Here is an 18,899-nt window from a genome sequence, read left to right on the forward strand (position 1 = left end):
CCGGGGGCCCCCCCCCCGCCCCCCCCCCGGGGGGGGGCCGGCGAGGGCGTCGTCCACCACGGCGAGCGCGCGCCACTTGTCGAAGGTGGTGCAGGGGTGCGAGAGGCCGAAGCGGATCACGTCGCCGACCTCCACGGTGGCGTGCGCAGGAAGGCGCACGAACGCGTGCTGGTCGTTGAGGGCGGTGACCACGGCGCCATCGAGCGGGAGGTCGCGGTCGGCGCCGCGCGGCCGCACGGCCTGCGGGACCGGCAGCCCCTCGTCGTACGGGAAGTCCCGCTTGCCCGCGTCGACGAGGGCGAGCCCCGGTTCCGGTCGCGAGACGACCGTCGCCCAGCCGTGGATGGCCGACCGGAAGGGGCCGCCTCCCACCCGGCCGAGCGGGGTGATGACGCTGTAGAACCCGTCGTCGTGCGTGACGTAGGCGCCGGAGCGCAGCAGGACGTCGACGACGCGGCCGCGGGATCCTGCCAGGTCGCGACGCGGCGCGAGGACGTCCGCCACCACGTCGAAGTAGGCGCTGCCGCCCGCGGTGAGGACGACGGGTGCGCCCTCCGGGTACAGTCCCGCCTCCTCGAACGCGTCGTGCAGGGCCGCGAGCGTCTCGAGATACGCCCGCACGGTCGCGAGACTCTCGGCGCTGCCGTCGTGCGCGAGGGCTCCTTCGTATCCGGCGACGCCCGCCAGCCGCAGCACCGGAGAGTCCGCGACGGCGCGTCCGACGGCGAGCGCCTCCTGCACGGTGCGGGCGCCCGTGCGCCCGCCGGGAGCGCCGAGCTCGACCAGCACGGCGAGCGGCTCCGCCGCGGTGGCAGCGGCGTCGGTCAGCGCGTCGGACATGATCTCGACGGCGCGCACCGAGTCCGCCCAGACGGTGAGCCGGGAGGTGTGGGGGGCGAAGGCGCGCACCGCAGCGGGCTGCACCAGCGCGTTGGCGAGCAGCACCCGCGGGATGCCCCAGCCCAGCGCGACGGACGCCTGCCACGGCGTCGCGACGGTGATGCCCCACGCACCGGCGTCCAGCTGGCGCTGCCAGAGCTCCCGGCTCATCGTCGTCTTGCCGTGGGGTGCCAGCGAGACGCCCGTGCTGCGGCACCACTCGGCCATCGTCGCGAGGTTGTGTGCGACGGCGCTCTCACTGAGGGTCACGAGCGGAGTGGGGAACTCGCGCAGCGGGGGCCGCGCGGTGCCGAGCGCGGCGACATCGGCGAGCGCGTAGCCCAGCGGAACGGCCTTGTACTCTCTCACGTCGGTCCTTCGAACGGGGATCAGGAGCCGCGCGTTGCGTATGTTGCAACGCTCGTTGCACGTCGTGCTCCGTCTGTTCTAGCATGCCCCTGGACGTCCGCCAAGAGCACTCGGAGAGGAGGCGCGATGCCGTCGCCCCTGCTCGTCACCCTCGGCGAAGCCCTCATCGCGCTCTACCCGGAGGCGCATCGCCCGCTCGCCGAGGCTCAGACCTTCGGCTCCGACGTGGGCGGCGCCGAGTTCAACGTCGCCACCTCCCTCGCCCGCCTCGGCCTGCCCACCGCCTGGGTCTCCCGGCTGGGAGCGGACGGCTTCGGCGAGCGAATCCTCCGCGTCGCCGACGACGCCGGCCTGGACGTCTCGGCCGTCGAGCGCGACGAGTCACGCCCCACCGGGCTGTACATCAAGGAGTCCACGGTCGCGCCGGAGGGCGTCCGCACCCGGATGCACTACCACCGCCGCGACTCGGCCGCAGCGGCGATCGACGCCGACCTGCTGCGCCGCGGGAACGCGGCGTCGCTCCTGCAGCGCGCCACGCACGTGCATACCAGCGGGATCACGGCCGCCCTCTCGTCGACCGCGGCCGCGGCGACCGGTGGCCTGCGCGACGCCGTCGGCCCGGACGCCATGATCAGCGTCGATCTGAACCACCGGCCGCGCCTCTGGGAGGGCCGCGACACCGCACCGCTTGACGCCCTCGTCGCCCAGGCCGACCTCCTCTTCGCCGGACACGACGAGGCGGGCACGTACTTCGGCCACGCCGACCCGGCGCAGCTCTTCGCCTCGTTCCCGCAGCTGACTGCGATCGTGCTCAAGCACGACGCCCACCGCGCCTCGGTGCACCGTCGCGACGGCCAGGAGACCCACGTGCCGTGCCTGAGCGTGGAGGTCGTGGAGCCGGTCGGCGCGGGCGACGCGTTCGCCGCCGGGTTCCTCGCCGGCCTCGCCGAGGGCCGCGACGACGAGGCCTGCCTGCGGCTCGGCCACGCCCTCGCCGCGGCGACGCTCATCGGCCACGGCGACCGTCCGCTCACCGTCCCGACGGTGGCGGAGCGCGAGACGATCGCGCGCGCCGCGGGGGCGTGGTCCGGGTGGCGGGTGCACCCCGGAGAGCTCCCGTGGAGGTCCGCATGAGCCAGTCCCTCGCCCGCGCACTCGACGTGCTCGACCTCGTCTCGCGCGGCACCGCCACCCTCGATGCGCTGGCCGACCAGGTCGGAGTGCACAAGAGCACCGTGCTGCGCCTCCTGCAGACGCTGGAGCAGCGCGGCTTCGTCGGGCGCGACAGCGGGCACCGGTACCACCTCGGCCCGGCGGTCTTCGCTCTCGCCGAGAGCGCCCTCGACACCCGCGACGTGCGCACTGCGGCCTCCCCCGCCCTCCGCTCGCTCGCCGCCGAGACCGGGCAGACGGTGCACTTGGCGACCTACCAGGACGGCGTCGTCACCTATATCGACAAGGTCGAGTCGCGGCAGCCGCTGCGCATGTACTCACGTGTCGGGCTGCCCGCCGCCCTCCACGCGACCGCCGTCGGCAAGGTGCTGCTCGGCGCGCTCGACGACGCCGAGCTCGATCGCGTCGTCTCCACCGTGGTGTTCGAGCACTACACGGACCGCACGATCAGCGGCGCCGCCGACCTGGTCGCCGAGGTCCGTCGGAGCGCCGACCGCGGCTGGGCCGAAGACCACGAGGAGCACGAGACCTTCATGAACTGCGTGGGAGCACCGGTGTTCGGCGCCGACGGCCGGGTCGCCGCCGCGGTGTCGGTGTCGGTCCCGAACGTCGTGCTGCCGTACGAGGGCGTGCTCGCGCTGCTCCCCGCGCTGCTCGCCGCGACCGCCCGCATCTCCGCCGAGCTGGGGGCGCCCGCGAGGTCGATCCCCCTGGCGGTGCTCCCGGAGGCCGCCCACGCCTCATCCTCCACCGCATCCCCCTTCCCCACCGACGCGGGCGCACCCGTGTCCGCCGCACCGAAAGGCACCGCATGACCGACCGCCTCGCCGTCTCCACCGCCGACGCACCGCCGCCCGCGCACACCTTCTCGCAGGGCGTCCGCCGCGGACCCTTCCTGCAGGTGTCGGGCCAGGGCCCGGTCGACCCCGCCACCAGCGAATACCTGCACCCGGGCGATGTGAAGGCGCAGACCATCCGCACCCTGCAGAACGTGGAGGCGATCCTCGCCGCCGGAGGAGCGACCTTCGACGACGTGATGATGCTGCGCGTCTACCTGACCACGCGCGACGACTTCGGCCCGATGAACGAGGCCTACGGCGAGTTCGTCGGCGCCCGCGTCGCCTCCGGCGTGCTGCCGGCCCGCACCACCGTGTTCACCGGGCTGCCCCGGGCGGAGATGCTCGTGGAGATCGACGCGCTGGCCGTGCTCGCCTGAGCGGCACACATGTGGACCGAATGTCGCGAATCGCGCACTGGAAGCCGACATTCGGTCCAAATGTGAGGCGGCCGTGAGCCGTCGTCGCGGGGCGTGCGCCGGGTGTACGTTGCGCGTGTGAGCCGAATCGTGTCGGTGGCGCCGGTGCTCCCGGCCCGCAGCTACCCCCAGCAGGAGATCACGACCGCGCTGCTGGGGATGATCACCCCGGACCCGCAGCGCCAGGCCGTCATGCGGCGCATCCACGCGGCCAGCGGGGTCGAGACGCGCAGCCTGGTCATGCCGCTGGAGCGGTACAGCTCGCTCGCCTCGTTCCAGGAGTCCAACGACTTCTTCATCGCCGAGGGGACGACGCTGGCCGAGCGGGCGGTGACCGGCGCGCTGGTCTCGGCGGGGCTGCAGCCGGCCGATGTCGACTTCCTGCTCTTCACCTCGGTCACCGGTATCGCGGCCCCGTCGATCGACGCCCAGCTGGTCGCGCGTCTGGGGCTGCGGCCCGATGTCAAGCGCCTGCCGAGCTTCGGACTGGGCTGCGTCGCCGGAGCCGCCGGCATCGCGCGCGTGCACGACTACCTGGCCGGGCATCCGGGGGAGGTCGCGGTGCTGCTCTCGGTCGAGCTCTGCTCGCTGACCGTGCAGGCGGCCGACGACTCGATGGCCAACATCGTCGCCAGCGGCCTCTTCGGCGACGGTGCGGCCGCGGTCGTGATGGTCGGAGACGAGCGGGCCCTGACGCTCGGGATCGCCGGGCCGGAGGTCGTCGACACCCGCAGCCGCATCTACCCCGACACCGCCGACGTGATCGGCTGGGACATCGGAGGCACGGGGTTCCGCATCGTGCTGAGCGCGGGCGTGCCCGACGTGATCGAGCGGAACTTCGCCGGGGACGCCCGCGGGATCCTCGCCGCGCACGACCTCGAGGTGAGCGACGTGGGCGCGTGGGCCGCGCATCCCGGCGGCCCGAAGGTGCTGGAGGCGTTCGCCCAGGCGCTCGACCTGCCCGAGGGGGCGCTCGACGCAAGCTGGCGGTCGCTGGCACGGGTGGGCAACCTCTCGTCGGCCGCGGTGCTGCACGTTCTCGCCGAGCAGCTGGATGCGCACGGCCCCGGCACGGTCGGCCTCCTGTTCGCGCTCGGACCGGGGGTGACGAGCGAGCTCGTCCTGCTCCGCTGGGCGGACGGCGCCCCGCGTGTCCCCGAGCCCCTCGGTGTCGCAGCGTGATCTGGTACACGGTGCTCGTGCTCGCCACCGGTGGCGAGCGCATCGCCGAGCTGGTCGTCTCCGCACGCAACGCGCGCTGGTCGTTCGCGCGCGGCGGTGTGGAGTTCGGGCGCGGCCACTTCCCCCCGATGGTGGCGCTGCACACCGGCCTCCTGCTCGCCTGCCTCGCAGAGGTCTGGTTCGGCGACCGCCCCTTCCTGCCCGGGCTGGGCTGGCCGATGCTCGCGCTGGTGCTGGCCAGCCAGGCGCTGCGCTGGTGGTGCATCGCCGCGCTGGGGCCCCGCTGGAACACGCGCGTGATCATCGTGCGCGACCTGCCGCTCGTGGCGAGCGGACCGTACCGGTGGCTGAAGCACCCGAACTACGTCGCCGTCGTGGTCGAGGGTTTCGCCCTGCCGCTGGTGCACACCGCGTGGATCACGGCGATCGCCTTCACCGTCCTGAACGCCGTGCTCCTGCTCGCCGTGCGCATCCCGTGCGAGGACCGCGCGCTGGCGACCGTCCTGCCCGCTCGCGCATGAGCGGCGCCCCGCGGGGCGATGCCGACCTGATCGTCGTCGGCGGCGGACCCGTGGGGCTCGCCTGCGCCATCGAGGCGCGCCTCCACGGCATGGAGGTGCTGGTGATCGAGCCGCGCGACGGCCCGATCGACAAGGCGTGCGGCGAAGGGCTGATGCCCGGCGCACTGGCGGCCCTGGACCGCATCGGCGTCGACCCGCCGGGCAGCCCGCTCGCCGGCATCGCGTACGTCCGCGGCGACGCACGCGTGGAGCACCGCTTCGCCGCGCGTCCCGGCCGCGGGGTGCGGCGCACGGTGCTGCACGACGCCCTCGCGCTCCGTGCGGACGAACGAGGCGCGCGGAGGCTGAGGGGCCGTGTCAGCGCACTCGCGCAGCGGCGCGACGGCGTGCGCCTCGAACTGGCCGGCGGCGGCGCGGTCGAGGCGCCGTGGGTGATCGCAGCCGACGGCCTCCACTCCCCCGTGCGGCGCCTGCTCGGCCTCGACCACCGGCCGCAGGCGGAGAGCCGGCGCCGGTTCGGGGTGCGCCGCCACTACGCCGTCGAGCCCTGGACGGACCTCGTCGAGGTGCACTGGTCTCCGGAGGCGGAGGCGTACGTGACCCCCGTCGACGCCGGGACCGTCGGCGTCGCCGTGCTCGGTCGGCGGCCCCTCGACCAGGACGCCGTGCTCGCCTCGCTCCCGGATCTCGCCGCGCGACTGGAGGGCGCCCTGCAGCTGGGACCGACGCGCGGGGCGGGGCCGCTGCTGCAGCGCGCCCGGTCGCGTGCGTCGGGGCGGGTGCTGCTGGCGGGAGACGCCTCCGGCTACGTCGACGCACTCACCGGGGAGGGGATGCGCGTCGGGTTCGCGCAGGCGCGCGCCGCGGTCGCCGCCGTGCGCGCGGGCGACACCACTCAGTACGAACGAGCCTGGCGCGCGACGACGAGGGACTTCCGGATGCTGACCTCCGCGCTCGTCCTCGCCGCGCGGTCGCCCTTCCGCCCCCGCATCGTGCCGACGGCCGTCGCGCGACCCGAGCTGTTCGGCTCCATCGTCGAGCGCCTCTCTCGCTGACGACAGGCCCCGGCCGGTGACTGCGGCGCGGGTATTGCATGCATAGGAAGGCCTAAATGATGCGCGCTTGGGGTCGGCAGCGTTAGCATTTGGAAGATCCGTTGTAACCGTGTGATATTCCAGGAGGTCGGGAATGAGCAAGCCGTCCGAGGCATCAGGCTTCCGGTCTCCATCCACGACCGTCACGCCGGCGACGACCAAACGGCAGCGCACCACGATCACGTTCTATCTGTCTGACGCGCTGCGCAACCGCGCACGAGCGGTCTACCGCGCCACGTCGTTCGCGGAGCGCGACAGCAGCTGGTCCGAGATGCTCACGAAGGCACTGCTCGCCGAGGTGGAGCGCCGAGAGCTCGAGCACAACGACGGCAAGCCCTTCTCGGCGAGCGAGGAACCACTGACTCCCGGTCGACCCATCGGGTTCTGATCGGGACGAGGGGGCGTCGTGCAGCTGATCCCCCAAGGCACATGCACGGCGCCCTCTCACTCACAGGATCGGCACGCTCAGCCCTTGGCGAGCGTGCCGATCTTGCCTCCGCCGTTCTTGTAGACGACCAGCTCATCGCCCGACACCTTCGCCGTGACAGCGATGTTCAGCCACGGGTTGACGCCTTCGCAGGCCTTCAGCGTCGACGCGAACGGGCCGAACGTGAACGTGTCGCCGCTCACCGTCCCCTTGCCCGACAGGTCGTTGCAGCCGTCGTTGCCGCTGAACGTCCCGTCGTCCTGGATCGTCAGATGAGGCTGCCCCGCGGCCGTCGAGCCCCACGTCCCCGTGAAGGACGACGCCGAGGAGGAGCATCCGCTCAGCGCGATCACCGCAGCGACCGCGGCGAAGGCGAGAGCGGCACGGACGGGGCGGGTGGCGCGGACGCGGCGCAGGCTGTTCATGGCTCACACCGTAGCGGGTGGGCGGGTGCGCAGGGAATGGGGCAAAACGCCGTCGCGGGCGGGCAGGGCGAAGCGGGCCGCCGGCCGGGTGCCGACGGCCCGCAGGCCGAACGCACGCCTACCGCGTGCGGTGGTGCCGACGCTCGCGGCTGGCCGCCGTGAAGAGCGCCATCACTCCGAGAAGGGCGAGCAGCGCCGCGAGGGCGCCGAGGGCCAGTTCGTTGGTTCCCGTCGACGCGAGCATCGCCGAGCCGCCGGTGCCGAGGGCGACCACCGCGCCGGCCGAGGCGGGCATCGTTCCCACCGCGCCGATGACGGTGCCGTCACCCGGGGTGGCCGGGGTCGAGGGTGTCGTCGGGGTGGTGGGAGTGGTCGGCGTCGTCGGGGTGGTGGGAGTGGTCGGGGTCGAGGTCGATCCCGTCGTCCCGCTGTCGCCGATCACGCTGATCGCGTTGCCGCCGATGGTCACCGGCACCTCCAGTCCGACCGGCGCCTCGACGGGGAGCAGGCCGCCGAGCAGCCCCGTACCCGGGTCGGTGCCCCCTCCCGTCGCCGTAGTGCCGCCCGTCGCCGGGGCCACCACGGTGGAGGAGTCGCTGGACGAGTCGCCCACGACGCTCACTGCGTTGCCGCCGGCCGTCACCGGAACTCCCGCATCGATCGGAAGCTGGATGCCGCTGCCGAGCAGGCCGCCGTCGGAGCCGTTCCCGGTGGCCGTCGTGCCGCCGGTCGCCGGCGCGGTGGTCGAGGAACCGGTCGACGTCGAGTCGCCCACGACGCTGATCGCGTTGCCGCCCGCCGTCACCGGGACCGCCGCATCCACCGGGGCCTGGATGGCGCCGAGCAGGCCGCCGTCCGAGGAGCCGGCGCCCGTCGCCGATGCCGACGGCCCGGACCCGGAGGCAGCCGGAACCGACGCCGCCGAGCCTGTCGACGACGAGTCACCCAGCACGCTGATCGCGTTGCCGCCCGCCGTCACGGGAGCGTCCGCGCCCACGACCGCCTGCACGTCACCGAGCAGACCCGAGCCGGTCCCGCCGGAGGCGGAACCTGCGGTGGCTGACGCGCCCGAGCCGGACCCGGCCGGAGCCGAGGTGGCCGCACCCGTCGACGACGAGTCACCCAGCACACTGATCGCGTTGCCGCCCGCCGTCACCGGGACCGCCGCATCCACCGGGGCCTGGATGGCGCCGAGCAGGCCGCCGTCCGAGGAGCCGGCGCCCGTCGCCGATGCCGACGGCCCGGACCCGGAGGCAGCCGGAACCGACGCCGCCGAGCCCGTCGACGACGAGTCACCCAGCACACTGATCGCGTTGCCGCCGACGGTGACGGGCACCGCGGCGGAGACGGGGGCCTGCACGTCGCCGAGCAGGCCGTCGCCGGAGTCGCCGGCTGCGGTGGCCGTCGCGGCGGGAGCCGGAGCAGCCGCGGGGGCCGTGGCTGCCGAGTCCGCGCTGCCCGCGTCACCGACCACGCTGACCGCGTTGCCCGTGACCGTGACGGGGACGGACACATCGGCCACCGCCTGCGTGCCGCCGAGGATGCCGCCGACAGCGGACGGGTCGATCGTGGCGGACGGCGCCGGGGCGGGAGCCGGGGCGCTGGAGGCGGACGACGCGGACGAGGAGTCGCCCACGACCGAGATGCCGTCGCCGGAGAGAGTGACCGGCACGGAGAGCCCGACGAGCGCCTGGGCGCCGCCGGAGCCGGCGCTGTCTGCGGACGGGGCCTCAGCGGCGTTCGCCGCCGCAGTGCCCGCCAGCCACAGGCCGCCGGCGCAGAGGGTGATCCACAACCCTCGCGAAACGTACTTGTTCATGATTCAGCCTTTCGAATGAGTGTCGATGCGCCTCCGCTCGGGAGGCATGGTCGCGTTCTGCCCGCAGGCAGACGAGACCCACTCAGTCGGGGCTGGTGTCGTGGTCGGCGACGGGGGACGCCGGAATTCGGTCGTCCGAAGAAGACGCGGCGGCGACCCCGAGAGCACGCCCGGGCAGGGCCGAGCCGTCCGCGATTGCCGCGACCGCGGGACCGGGTGTGCCGGATCCGCCTCCCGCGCTGCCCGAGGGCACGCCGGGAGGAGCCTGGCCGTCTGGCCGCGGATCGCCGGGCGCGACCGGTCCAGGAGCGGACGCCCCGCCGGCGGAAGACGCACCGGTGGCGCCCGCGTGACCGGAGAGCAGGGGAAGGCCGGACAGACCAGTGACAGAGCGGCCGTCGGTCGCATCGGAGGCCGCCGCAGCGAGGGCCGCTTCAGCCGCCCCGGAGATGGTCGGGACGGCCTGGCCTCCCGCTCCCGGAAGACCGGGGAGGGAGACGACCGGAGGGGTCGAGGTACCCGGCGCCAGCGGCGCGACGGAGTCGGTCACGACGCCCGCGACGCCGGTCACCGTCTGGTCCACGAGGCCGGTGACGGGCGCGGTGACCGACTGGACCGGTGTGCCGCTCCCGACGAGCCCGGTCACGACGTCGCCGACGACCGGGGTGGAGGAGACGGCCGTGTCGACCGCCGAGGCGACGGGCTGGACCACGGTGGACACGGGGTCCGCTGCGGCCACGTCCGAGACGGCGGAGGCGACCGGGGTCACGACCGCCGAGACGGCTTGCTGCACGGGCTCCGGGAGCACCGGAGCGACACTCGACGTCGCAGCATCGGCCGTCTGGCCGAGCCCGCTCGTCACGCCGGAGACCGCGTCACCGAGTCCGCTCGTCAGGCCGGAGACGACCCCGCCCAGCCCGGACGACGCGGCGGCGGGAGGCGGAGGGGGCGTCGCATCGTCGGCGTGCGCGGAGCCTCCGCCGAACAACAGCCCGAGGGCGACCAGACCGGCTCCGCCGAGGAGCGAACCGAGGATCACCCGGAGGACAGGAGGCCGCGATGGGAGCAGGTCCTCTGCTGCTGCATCCATCACGATCACCCCCTGATCGTCAGGTTCCGAGCACTTCCGGTTGGTCTGGTCCGTTCGAGACGAGGTCGAGTGTACGCCGTCGTCTACTAGACCGGAAGCGATTCTTCCGAGGTCGTGAGTGATGACCGGCGGGAGGCCCGGTTCGCCGCTCCGGCCGCCACTGCGACGACCAGGAGTGCGGCGACGGTCATCCCGGCGCCGACCCACAGCGGCGAGGTGTACCCCAGGCCGGCCGCGATGGTGAGCCCGCCGAGCCAGGCGCCGAGCGCGTTGCCCACGTTGAAGGCGGCGATGTTGGCGCCCGAGGCGAGGGTGGGCGCGTGATCGGCGTAGGTCAGCACCCGCAGCTGCAGGGCGGGCACGGTCGCGAAGCCCGCGGCACCCATGAGCACGAGGGCGATCACCGCCGGGACGGGCATCCCGGCGACGAGCGCGAAGGCGATGAGCACCAGGGCGAGCACGGCGAGGAGCACCAGCAGGGTCCGATCGATGGAGCGGTCCGCGAGCCGCCCACCGACCGCATTGCCGGCGAAGAGCCCGAGTCCGAACAGGATGAGCAGCCACGGGACCGCGCCGGACGCGAAGCCCGAGACACCGGTGAGTGTGTACGCGATGTAGGTGAAGGCGCCGAACATCCCGCCGAAGCCCAGCACCGTCGCGGCGAGCGAGAGCCAGACCTGCCCGGAGCGGAACGCGCCGAGCTCGCGCCGGAGGCCGGGTGCCGCAGTGTCGGCGTCCTCCCGCGGGACGAGCACGGCCACGCCGATCAGGGCGAGCACGCCGATGCCCGTGATCGCCCAGAAGGTGGATCGCCAGCCGGCCGCCTGGCCGAGCAGGGTGCCCAGCGGCACGCCGAGGACGTTCGCCGCGGTGAGCCCGGTGAACATGATCGCGATGGCGCTCGCGCGCTTCTCCGGTGCGACGAGACCGGCCGCGACGACCGATCCGATGCCGAAGAAGGCACCGTGGCAGAGGGCGGCGACGATGCGGCCGCCGAGCATGACACCGTAGGTCGGGGCGAGCGCCGACATCAGATTGCCCGCGATGAAGAGCACCATGAGGCCGAGCAGAGCGGCTTTGCGCGGGACCCGGGTCGCTGCGGCCGTGAGCGCGATCGCGCCGACCGCGACCGCGAGCGCGTAGCCGGAGATGAGCCATCCGGCGGTGGCCTCGTCGACGTGGAAATCGGCGGCGACCTCGGGCAGCAGCCCGGCGATGACGAACTCGGTGAGGCCGATGCCGAAACCCCCGAGTGCGAGGGCGATCAGGCCAGCGGGCATGTGAAGACTCCGTGAAGTGTGAGGGGTGGATGCGCGGGGCGCGTAGTCTGTTAGTTGCAGACGCGCCATAAATAGTTGCACGTGCAATTACTTTGCGCAACCCCGAGCACTCGAACCGACCAGAGGAGACCCCGTGGGGATCGGAGACGACGCCGTCGAGGTGCGGGCCCAGGGCTGGCGCACGCTCGCCGCGCTGCACAACTTCATCGAGACCGGGCTCGAGCGCGCCCTCTCTCGCCAAGCCGGGCTCTCGGTCGTCGAATACACGGTGCTCGACGCCCTCAACCGGCAGGACGGCTGGCACATGCGCATGCAGCAGCTGGCCCGCGCGAGCGCGCTCAGCCCGAGCGCGACCACGCGCCTGGTCAACCGGTTGGAGGAGCGCGGCCTCCTCACCCGGGTCGACTGTCTCGACGACCGTCGCGGCATCTACACCGAGCTCACCCGCCCCGGGCACGAGCTCCTCGACCGCGCCCGGCCCGTGCACGACGCCGCCCTCGAACGTGCGCTGGCGGAGGCGACCGACGTTCCCGAGCTCGCCGCGCTCGTCGCCGCCCTCCCGCAGCTCACCCTCGCCCTCCGCTGAGAGAAGACCATGCTCCGCACCATGTTCAAGTCCAAGCTCCACCGCGCGACCGTCACGCACGCCGACCTGCACTACGTCGGCTCCTTGACGGTCGACCTCGACCTCCTCGACGCGGCCGACCTCCTCCCGGGCGAGCAGGTCGCCGTCGTCGACATCGCCAACGGCAACCGCTTCGAGACCTACCTCATCCCCGGCGAGCGCGGCAGTGGCGTGATCGGCGTCAACGGCGCGGCCGCGCACCTCGCCGGGGTCGGCGACCTCGTGATCGTCATGTCGTACGCACAGCTCGACGACGCGGAGGCACGCACGTTCGTGCCGAGCGTCGTACACGTCGATGAGCGCAACCGCATCGTCGAGGTCGGCTCCGATCCGGCCGAAGCCCTCACACCCGGAGTGGAGGAACCGCCCTTCGCGCTGCGCTGAACCCCGTGCGCTGCGCCGAATCCCGTGCGCTGCGCTGAGGCCGGAGGGCGGACTACCTCAGCACCTCCACCAGGGCGATCCACGAGAACAGCACGGTGCCGACGATCGCGAGGATGGTGCCGATCGCGACGAGCACCATCCCGAGCAGGCCGATCGCCCCGATGAGGAGCACGCCGCCCGCCAGGAAGAAGACGAGCGGGAGCGCGAACGGCAGGATGTTGCCCAGGTCGTAGCGTCGGTACTCCCGGTTGGTGCCGTCACCGCGGATGGCGCGGATGGCGAGGACCGCCAGCACAGCGCACAGGAGGGTGCCCACCAGCACCTGCACGCCGAAGCCGATCTGCTGCTGGCCCGGGATGAGCCCCAGGCAGCACAGCACGACCCCGAGGATCAGCGCGGCGATGGAGGCGCCCGCCCGCGCGGCGAGCCCGCGCGACTCGGCGATCTGCCTGATGTTGACCGACAAGGCGACGATGAGGAGGCCGCCGAGGGCCGCCCCCGCGCCGGCGACGGCCGTGTTGAACGCCGCCCAGTCCTCGAACTCCGGAGTCATGGCGCATATCGTATCGGCGGCCGCTGCACCAGGCTGGCGGGTCGACGCGGGCAGGGCGTATAACGGGGGCATGGCCGACGCGATCACCAGCTGGATCGACGATTACCGACGGGCGTGGGAGTCGAACGACCCCGACGACATCCGGGCGCTCTTCACCGAGGACGCGAGCTACCGCACCGAACCGTTCGCGGAGCCGTGGGACGGCCACATCGAGATCGTGGAGGGCTGGCTCGACGCGCGCGACGAGCCCGGCGCCGCCTCGTTCGAGTGGCGGTTGCTCGGCCAGGACGGCCCGCAGTATTTCGTCGAGGGCGTCACCGACTACGTCGATGGGCCCACATACAGCAACCTGTGGGTGATCCTGCTGGCCCCGGACGGCCGCGCCGAGGAGTTCACCGAGTGGTGGATGGAGCAGGACGGCGGCGAGGACTGACCGCCCTCACAACTGGCCGAGCCACAGGCCGAGTCCGGCCGCGGCGAGCGCGAGCAACAGCATCCCGACGCCGTTGAACAACGCGGCCCGGTGGCGTCGCTGCTGCGCGAGGCGCACGGTCTCGTAGCTGGCGGTGCTGAACGTCGTGTAGCCGCCGAGGAAGCCGGTGCCGAGGATGGCACGCCACTCGGCCGGGAGCCCGTTCGCCAGGGCGAGCCCGGTCACGAGCCCCAGCAGGAATGAGCCGGTCACGTTGATGACGGTCGTCCCGAGCGGGAAGTTCACGCGCACGAGGCTGCGCGTCACGCCATCGAGGACGAGCCGGGCGACGGCGCCGAGACCGCCCGCCACGGCGACGGCGAGCACCAGCACGGGTGTCACGAGCCCTCCCCCTCCTGCTGCTCACGCTTCGCCCGTCGACGACCGATCGCCGCGCCGACCGCGATGCCGGCGACGGAGGCCAGCGCGCCGACCGCCACGGTGGCGACGGCGTAGACGATGCTCCCGCCGACGTTCTGTGCGACGATCAGCCCGTCCGTGTCGACGGCGAACGCCGAGTAGGTGGTGAAACCACCCAGGATGCCGGTGCCCACGAAGAGACGGACGGCACGACGACGGCCTTCGTCCGGCCCGCGCAGAGCGAGAGCCTCCAGCAGCCAGCCCAGCACGAAAGCGCCGACGACGTTGATGCCGAGGGTCGCGAGCGGCAGGCCGAGGACAGGTGGCACGGCCGCCGAGATCAAGTAGCGCACGGTCGTGCCGAGGGCACCGCCCACGAAGACGAGCAGCAGGGAGCTCCCGTGCAGGTGCACCGGGACAGTTCGGCGGGCCGTCACTTCTGCGGCGGCTCTTCCCACGGCAGCGATTCGGCTCCGGGGACGGGTGCGAGGGGCACGACGATCACCGGCCGGTGCTGGCGATGCGCCAGGTGCACCGCGACCGATCCGTTGAAGAACTCGCGGAGGCTGCCGCGCAGGCCTGCCTCCCGGGTGCCGACGACGATGTACCGCGCGTCCAGTTCGTCCGCGAGACGGGTGAGCGCCCACGCCGGGTCGCCTGCGAGCTGCCGCAGCGTGTAGGGCACTCCCCGCCCGGCGAGCACCGAGCGGATGCGCTCCTCCAGCTCGGCGTCGAACTCCTCGTCCTCCGCCTCCGGGAGATCCGGGTCGTACGGGAGCGCGACCACGGTCCCGTCGACATAGTTGGACACGAGGTACCGGTTGGGGTCGACCGTCGCGCAGATCAATGGGACGTCGAGGTCGTCGGCCAACCGGGCTGCCTGTTCGAGCACGGCCACCGGCTGTCCGGCGACGACCGCCACCAGGATTCCGCCCCGCCCGAGGGAGTCGTCACCGCTCATGTCCCTAGTGTGCACCATCCCATCGGGGTACGGTCACGGTACGGGTGAAGGGAGAATGACCACACGATGTCACAGGACAGCACGCGTACGGGCCGCCCCACGGCAGGGTCCGCTCTCCCCAGGGAGCGGCGGCGCACGACGCGCGGTCTCAGACCGCTGCCGGAATTGACGCGCGATCTGGTCGCCCAAGTGAAGCGCCTGGTCTCGGCCGAACTCGCCCTCTTCAAGGCGGAGATGTCGGCGAAGGCCAAGGCGGCGGGCATCGGGGCCGGGCTGCTCGTCGGCGCGTTGGTCTTCGTGTTCTTCGCGCTCGGAGTGCTCGTGACCGCGGCCGTCCTCGCCTTCGCGCTCGTCGTCCCCGCGTGGCTCGCCGCGCTCATCGTGGCGGGCATCCTGATCCTGCTCGCCCTGCTGGCGGCGCTGATCGGCCGCGCGAGCCTCAAGCGCGGCGTCCCGCCCCTCCCCGACGATCTCGGCTCCGAGCTGAAGGCCGACGCGCACGCACTGAAGGGACAGCAGCCGTGACCGCTCCGACGACCGCCCGTGGGACGACCGCCGCAGGCTCCCGCCCGCCGCTGCCGAAGAACGCCGGCATGAACACCATCCAGCTCGACCTCGAGCTCACACGCAGCGAGCTGGCGAGCACGCTCGACGACATCTTCGCGACGTTCAACCCGCGCGTGCAGATCCGCTCGCACCCGGTCGCCGCGGCCGGGATCCTTCTGGCTGTGGCCGCTGCCGCCGCCGGTGCGGTCGCGCTGCTGATCGGGAAGCGCCGGCGTGACGGCTGACCGCCCGCTCGTGCCCTGGTACCGGCTGCCCTGGGGCTTCGTCCTGAAGGGCACGCTCCGCGGCTTCTCCCGCGACGCCTGCACCGATCTGGCGGCCGGGCTCACCTATTTCGGCGTGCTGTCGCTCTTCCCGGCGATGATCGCCCTCGTCAGCATCCTGGGCCTCGTCGGCCAGAGCAGGTCGGGCATCGACGCACTGTTCGGGATGGTCAATGAGGTGGCGCCGGGGATGCTCGATGTCGTCCGCGGCCCGATCGAAGACCTGGCCGGCTCCCCCGCGACCGGCCTCGCGCTCGCGATCGGAATCGTCGGCTCGGTGTGGTCGGCCTCCGGCTACGTCGGCGGCTTCGGCCGCGCTCTCAATCGCGTGTACGGCGTGCAGGAGGGTCGCACGGCGTTCGCCCTGCGTCCGGCGCAGCTGCTCGTCACCATCGCGGTGCTCGCCCTGGTGGCCGTCGTCGCCATCCTGCTCGTGGTGTCCGGGCCCATCGCGCAGGCGATCGGCGGCGCGATCGGCCTCGGGGACGAGGCGCAGACGGCGTGGTCCATCCTGCGCTGGCCCGTCGTGGTCCTCGCGCTCGTCGTCCTGGTCGCACTGCTCTACGGGGTCGCGCCGAACGTGAAGTATCCGCGCTTCCGCTGGGTGACGCTCGGCTCGATCACGGCGATCCTGGTCATCGGCGTCGCGTCGGCCGGGCTCGCGTTCTACGTCTCCAACTTCGGCAGCTACGACAAGACCTACGGCGCCCTCGCGGGCATCATCGTCTTCCTGCTCTGGATCTGGATCGCGAACAACGCGCTCCTGCTGGGCGGCGAGCTGGACAAGGAGGTCGAGCGCACGCGCGAGATCCTCGCCGGCGCGGAGGCCGAGTACGGTCTCGGCCTCCCCCTCAAGTCCGAGACCGCCATCGTGAAGGCCCGCGACGCCGAGGCCGGAGCGGTGCTCGCCGCCCGCGCGCTCCGCAAGCAGCACGCGGCCCCGGACCCTCGAGACGGCGAATAGTCGGCCGCGTCGGCGGTCCGGTGGGCATTTCGCGGCGCTTCGGCGCAGCGGGATAGGCTCGCCAGCGTGAATGGACAGGATGCGCGGCCCGGGCACGATCTCCCCGACGGCCGCGGACGCACGGGGCTCCAGCAGACCGGACGCGACCTGGCGGCGAACCCGGACGTCCGCGTGCGCGACGTGGAGGTCACGTCCGACGGCTGGCATGTGCTGCGCCGCACCACCTTCGACTACCGCGGGCGCGACGGCTCCTGGACCACCCAATCTCGCGAGACGTACGATCGCGGGAACGGCGCGACCGTGCTGCTCTACGACCCCGACGCGCGCACCGTGCTGCTCACGCGCCAGTTCCGCTTTCCCGCGTATGTGAACGGACATCCCGACGGCATGCTCGTCGAGGCGGCGGCCGGGCTGCTCGACGGCGACGCGCCGGAGGAGGCCATCCGGCGGGAGGCCGCCGAAGAGCTCGGGGTGCGCATCGGCGAGCTCGAGCACCTCTTCGACCTCTTCATGAGCCCCGGCTCGGTCACCGAACGCGTGCACTTCTACGCCGCGCCCTACCGCCCGGCGGAGGTCGCCGGCGGCGGGGGTGTGGAGGCCGAAGGCGAGGAGATCGAGCCCGTGGTCGTGCCCTATGACGAGGCCCTCGCGATGATCGCGGATGGCCGCATCGCCGACGGCAAGACGGTGATCCTGCTGCAATGGGCGGCGCTGAACCTGTTCCACCGCCTCGCTGAGCAGCGGTAGACAGCGACACGCCCGGGCGTGTATGGTCGGTCTCCTGCGCCGACCGGCGCAGACGCCCCGATTCCACGGAATCAGCCGACCGGTGAGGAGATGCAGTCATGGCGAGCAAGCTCAGCCTGCAGCTGCAGCGCGAACAGCGCGCTTACCGGACGCTCGAGACCGCTCGGGGACTGTAGAGACCGCATCCGCCCGGATGCCGCAGCCCCCGTCCCCTCGAGGACCGGGGCTTCTTCTCTGTGTGCCGTCACCGTGCGGGATGCGTGAGCCGCCCCGGCCGCACCCTTCACGAGAGACGAAAGGACCATGGAGAGAATCTCGAACCGCCTGCTGAGCTGGGCCTCCCTGCTGGAGGACTCCACGCGCGCACAGGCGGTCACCACCTCGACAATGCCGTTCATCCACCCGCACCTTGCCCTCATGCCCGACGCCCACCTGGGGCTCGGCGCGACGGTCGGCTCCGTCATCCCCACCCTCGGCGCGGTCATGCCCGCCGCCGTGGGTGTGGACATCGGCTGCGGGATGATCGCGGTGAAGACCCAGTTCACCCGGGAGGACGTCGCCGCACGCGCCTCCACCACGCCCCTGAGCGAACTGCGTCGGCAGATCGAGCGCACCATCCCGCTGTCGGCGGGAGGCCGTAACAACAAGGTGGTCGCGACGGCGCAGCCGCGTGTGGAGGAGCTGACCCGGATGGCCGACGCGATCGGCCTCGAGCCGGGTGCCTACGCGAAGGCGTGGGAGCTGCAGCTGGGCTCGCTCGGCTCGGGCAACCACTTCATCGAGGTGAGCCTGGACGAGGAGGATGCCGTCTGGCTGTTCCTGCACTCGGGCTCCCGCGGCGTGGGCAACCGCATCGCAGGGCACCACATCCGCGTGGCGCAGGAGCTGATGTCGACGTGGTGGATCGATCTGCCCGACCGCGACCTCGCCTACCTGGTGGAGGGAACGGCCGAGTTCGACGCGTACATCGCCGAGCTGCGGTGGGCGCAGCACTTCGCGCTGCTCAACCGCGAGGAGATGATGGACCGCGTCATCCGCCAGGTCGCCGAGCACTTCGGCATGGCCGTGGAGGAGCGCGAGCGGATCAACTGCCACCACAACTTCACGGAGCGCGAGAGGCACTTCGGCAAGGATGTCTGGCTCTCCCGCAAGGGCGCGATCTCGGCGCGGCCGGGCCAGCCGGGACTCATCCCCGGGTCGATGGGCACGGCATCGTACGTGGTGTCGGGCCTCGGCAACCCGCTCGCGCTGCACTCGTCGCCGCACGGAGCCGGTCGCCGGTTCTCGAGATCGGCGGCGCGCAAGCGCTTCACGATCGAGGAGCTGCGGGAGGCGATGACAGGGATCGAGTTCCGTGACACCGACGCTTTCCTCGACGAGATCCCGCAGGCCTACAAGCCGATCGACCAGGTGATGGCGGACGCGGCCGATCTGGTGGAGGTGCGCCACACGCTGCGTCAGATCGTCAACGTGAAGGGCGACTGACCGG

General features: G+C 72.6%; 24 protein-coding genes. 15 read left to right on the plus strand and 9 right to left on the minus strand.

Translation table 11 applies throughout. From position 1 onward, the window contains the following. The coding region (locus tag LLS1_RS00005) for an alanine racemase (protein WP_226653062.1) at positions 1-1,248 on the minus strand (1,248 nt) is incomplete at its 3' end. Between the two features lie 126 nt (positions 1,249-1,374). Here LLS1_RS00005 and LLS1_RS00010 point away from each other — a divergent pair. From LLS1_RS00010 to LLS1_RS00040, 7 genes are all read left to right on the plus strand, one after another. Next, positions 1,375-2,382 carry a sugar kinase gene (locus LLS1_RS00010; protein ID WP_226653063.1) on the plus strand — a complete coding sequence of 336 codons (1,008 nt, stop codon included), beginning with the start codon at positions 1,375-1,377 and terminating at the stop codon, positions 2,380-2,382. After that, entirely contained in the window at positions 2,379-3,236 is an 858-nt protein-coding gene (locus LLS1_RS00015; RefSeq protein ID WP_226653064.1) for an IclR family transcriptional regulator, read from the plus strand. The genes LLS1_RS00010 and LLS1_RS00015 overlap by 4 nt, the downstream gene beginning before the upstream one ends. Beyond that, the gene (locus tag LLS1_RS00020; protein ID WP_223358857.1) at positions 3,233-3,637 is read left to right on the plus strand and encodes a RidA family protein; all 405 of its coding nucleotides are present in this window, start codon (positions 3,233-3,235) and stop codon (positions 3,635-3,637) included. Before LLS1_RS00015 ends, LLS1_RS00020 begins: the two co-directional genes overlap by 4 nt. A gap of 117 nt (positions 3,638-3,754) precedes the next feature. Beyond that, positions 3,755-4,858 carry a type III polyketide synthase gene (locus LLS1_RS00025; RefSeq protein ID WP_226653065.1) on the plus strand — a complete coding sequence of 368 codons (1,104 nt, stop codon included), beginning with the start codon at positions 3,755-3,757 and terminating at the stop codon, positions 4,856-4,858. Next, positions 4,855-5,379, plus strand: a complete 525-nt coding sequence (locus LLS1_RS00030; RefSeq protein ID WP_226653066.1) for an isoprenylcysteine carboxyl methyltransferase family protein — start codon at positions 4,855-4,857, stop codon at positions 5,377-5,379. The genes LLS1_RS00025 and LLS1_RS00030 overlap by 4 nt, the downstream gene beginning before the upstream one ends. Further along, complete coding sequence (locus LLS1_RS00035; protein WP_226653067.1) at positions 5,376-6,434, plus strand: NAD(P)/FAD-dependent oxidoreductase; 1,059 nt, start codon at positions 5,376-5,378, stop codon at positions 6,432-6,434. Before LLS1_RS00030 ends, LLS1_RS00035 begins: the two co-directional genes overlap by 4 nt. A 133-nt stretch (positions 6,435-6,567) precedes the next feature. Further along, positions 6,568-6,861 carry a hypothetical protein gene (locus LLS1_RS00040; protein ID WP_223358854.1) on the plus strand — a complete coding sequence of 98 codons (294 nt, stop codon included), beginning with the start codon at positions 6,568-6,570 and terminating at the stop codon, positions 6,859-6,861. A gap of 77 nt (positions 6,862-6,938) precedes the next feature. On the opposite strand, the gene LLS1_RS00045 is transcribed toward LLS1_RS00040, so the two are convergent. From LLS1_RS00045 to LLS1_RS00060, 4 genes are all read right to left on the minus strand, one after another. Next, positions 6,939-7,325 carry an META domain-containing protein gene (locus LLS1_RS00045; protein WP_223358853.1) on the minus strand — a complete coding sequence of 129 codons (387 nt, stop codon included), beginning with the start codon at positions 7,323-7,325 and terminating at the stop codon, positions 6,939-6,941. A 118-nt stretch (positions 7,326-7,443) separates the two neighbouring features. Continuing rightward, on the minus strand, positions 7,444-9,144 hold the full coding sequence (locus LLS1_RS00050; RefSeq protein WP_226653068.1) for a hypothetical protein: 1,701 nt from the start codon (positions 9,142-9,144) through the stop codon (positions 7,444-7,446). An 82-nt stretch (positions 9,145-9,226) separates the two neighbouring features. Continuing rightward, positions 9,227-10,234: a hypothetical protein gene (locus LLS1_RS00055; protein ID WP_226653069.1), complete on the minus strand. Its 1,008-nt coding sequence runs from the start codon at positions 10,232-10,234 to the stop codon at positions 9,227-9,229. A gap of 86 nt (positions 10,235-10,320) precedes the next feature. Continuing rightward, positions 10,321-11,514 carry an MFS transporter gene (locus tag LLS1_RS00060; protein WP_226653070.1) on the minus strand — a complete coding sequence of 398 codons (1,194 nt, stop codon included), beginning with the start codon at positions 11,512-11,514 and terminating at the stop codon, positions 10,321-10,323. Positions 11,515-11,647: 133 nt separating this feature from the next. Between LLS1_RS00060 and LLS1_RS00065 the strand changes: the two genes are divergently transcribed. Together LLS1_RS00065 and panD are read left to right on the plus strand one after the other, a co-directional pair. Further along, a complete protein-coding gene (locus tag LLS1_RS00065; RefSeq protein WP_226653071.1) occupies positions 11,648-12,100 on the plus strand; it encodes a MarR family winged helix-turn-helix transcriptional regulator in 453 nt (150 codons plus the stop codon). A 9-nt stretch (positions 12,101-12,109) separates the two neighbouring features. Continuing rightward, on the plus strand, positions 12,110-12,523 hold the full coding sequence (gene panD, locus LLS1_RS00070) for an aspartate 1-decarboxylase (RefSeq protein WP_226653072.1): 414 nt from the start codon (positions 12,110-12,112) through the stop codon (positions 12,521-12,523). 52 nt (positions 12,524-12,575) lie between these two features. Here the strand turns inward: panD and LLS1_RS00075 are convergent, their stop codons facing one another. Beyond that, positions 12,576-13,076: a hypothetical protein gene (locus LLS1_RS00075; RefSeq protein WP_223358847.1), complete on the minus strand. Its 501-nt coding sequence runs from the start codon at positions 13,074-13,076 to the stop codon at positions 12,576-12,578. Positions 13,077-13,146: 70 nt separating this feature from the next. Between LLS1_RS00075 and LLS1_RS00080 the strand changes: the two genes are divergently transcribed. Then, positions 13,147-13,509, plus strand: coding sequence for a nuclear transport factor 2 family protein (locus LLS1_RS00080; RefSeq protein ID WP_223358846.1), 363 nt, complete (start codon positions 13,147-13,149; stop codon positions 13,507-13,509). Between the two features lie 6 nt (positions 13,510-13,515). Here LLS1_RS00080 and crcB read toward each other — a convergent pair whose 3' ends face one another. Genes crcB through LLS1_RS00095 form a run of 3 tightly spaced genes read right to left on the minus strand, consistent with a single transcriptional unit; the run spans position 13,516 to position 14,869 of the window. Beyond that, entirely contained in the window at positions 13,516-13,890 is a 375-nt protein-coding gene (gene crcB / locus LLS1_RS00085) for a fluoride efflux transporter CrcB (RefSeq protein ID WP_223358845.1), read from the minus strand. After that, a complete protein-coding gene (locus LLS1_RS00090; RefSeq protein ID WP_226653073.1) occupies positions 13,887-14,345 on the minus strand; it encodes a CrcB family protein in 459 nt (152 codons plus the stop codon). Before LLS1_RS00090 ends, crcB begins: the two co-directional genes overlap by 4 nt. Further along, positions 14,342-14,869, minus strand: a complete 528-nt coding sequence (locus LLS1_RS00095) for a universal stress protein (RefSeq protein WP_223358843.1) — start codon at positions 14,867-14,869, stop codon at positions 14,342-14,344. The genes LLS1_RS00090 and LLS1_RS00095 overlap by 4 nt, the downstream gene beginning before the upstream one ends. Positions 14,870-15,034: 165 nt before the next feature. Between LLS1_RS00095 and LLS1_RS00100 the strand changes: the two genes are divergently transcribed. From LLS1_RS00100 to LLS1_RS00120, 5 genes are all read left to right on the plus strand, one after another. After that, positions 15,035-15,394 carry a phage holin family protein gene (locus LLS1_RS00100; RefSeq protein WP_374758227.1) on the plus strand — a complete coding sequence of 120 codons (360 nt, stop codon included), beginning with the start codon at positions 15,035-15,037 and terminating at the stop codon, positions 15,392-15,394. Next, complete coding sequence (locus LLS1_RS00105; RefSeq protein WP_226653075.1) at positions 15,391-15,660, plus strand: hypothetical protein; 270 nt, start codon at positions 15,391-15,393, stop codon at positions 15,658-15,660. The genes LLS1_RS00100 and LLS1_RS00105 overlap by 4 nt, the downstream gene beginning before the upstream one ends. After that, the gene (locus LLS1_RS00110) at positions 15,650-16,663 is read left to right on the plus strand and encodes a YihY/virulence factor BrkB family protein (protein ID WP_226653076.1); all 1,014 of its coding nucleotides are present in this window, start codon (positions 15,650-15,652) and stop codon (positions 16,661-16,663) included. Before LLS1_RS00105 ends, LLS1_RS00110 begins: the two co-directional genes overlap by 11 nt. Positions 16,664-16,729: 66 nt before the next feature. Beyond that, complete coding sequence (locus LLS1_RS00115) at positions 16,730-17,410, plus strand: NUDIX domain-containing protein (protein ID WP_226653077.1); 681 nt, start codon at positions 16,730-16,732, stop codon at positions 17,408-17,410. Between the two features lie 303 nt (positions 17,411-17,713). Next, on the plus strand, positions 17,714-18,895 hold the full coding sequence (locus LLS1_RS00120; RefSeq protein WP_226653078.1) for an RtcB family protein: 1,182 nt from the start codon (positions 17,714-17,716) through the stop codon (positions 18,893-18,895). Positions 18,896-18,899: the final 4 nt, after the last annotated feature.

Origin of the sequence: Leifsonia sp. LS1, assembly GCF_020521355.1 — a bacterium.
GTDB lineage: Bacteria > Actinomycetota > Actinomycetes > Actinomycetales > Microbacteriaceae > Leifsonia.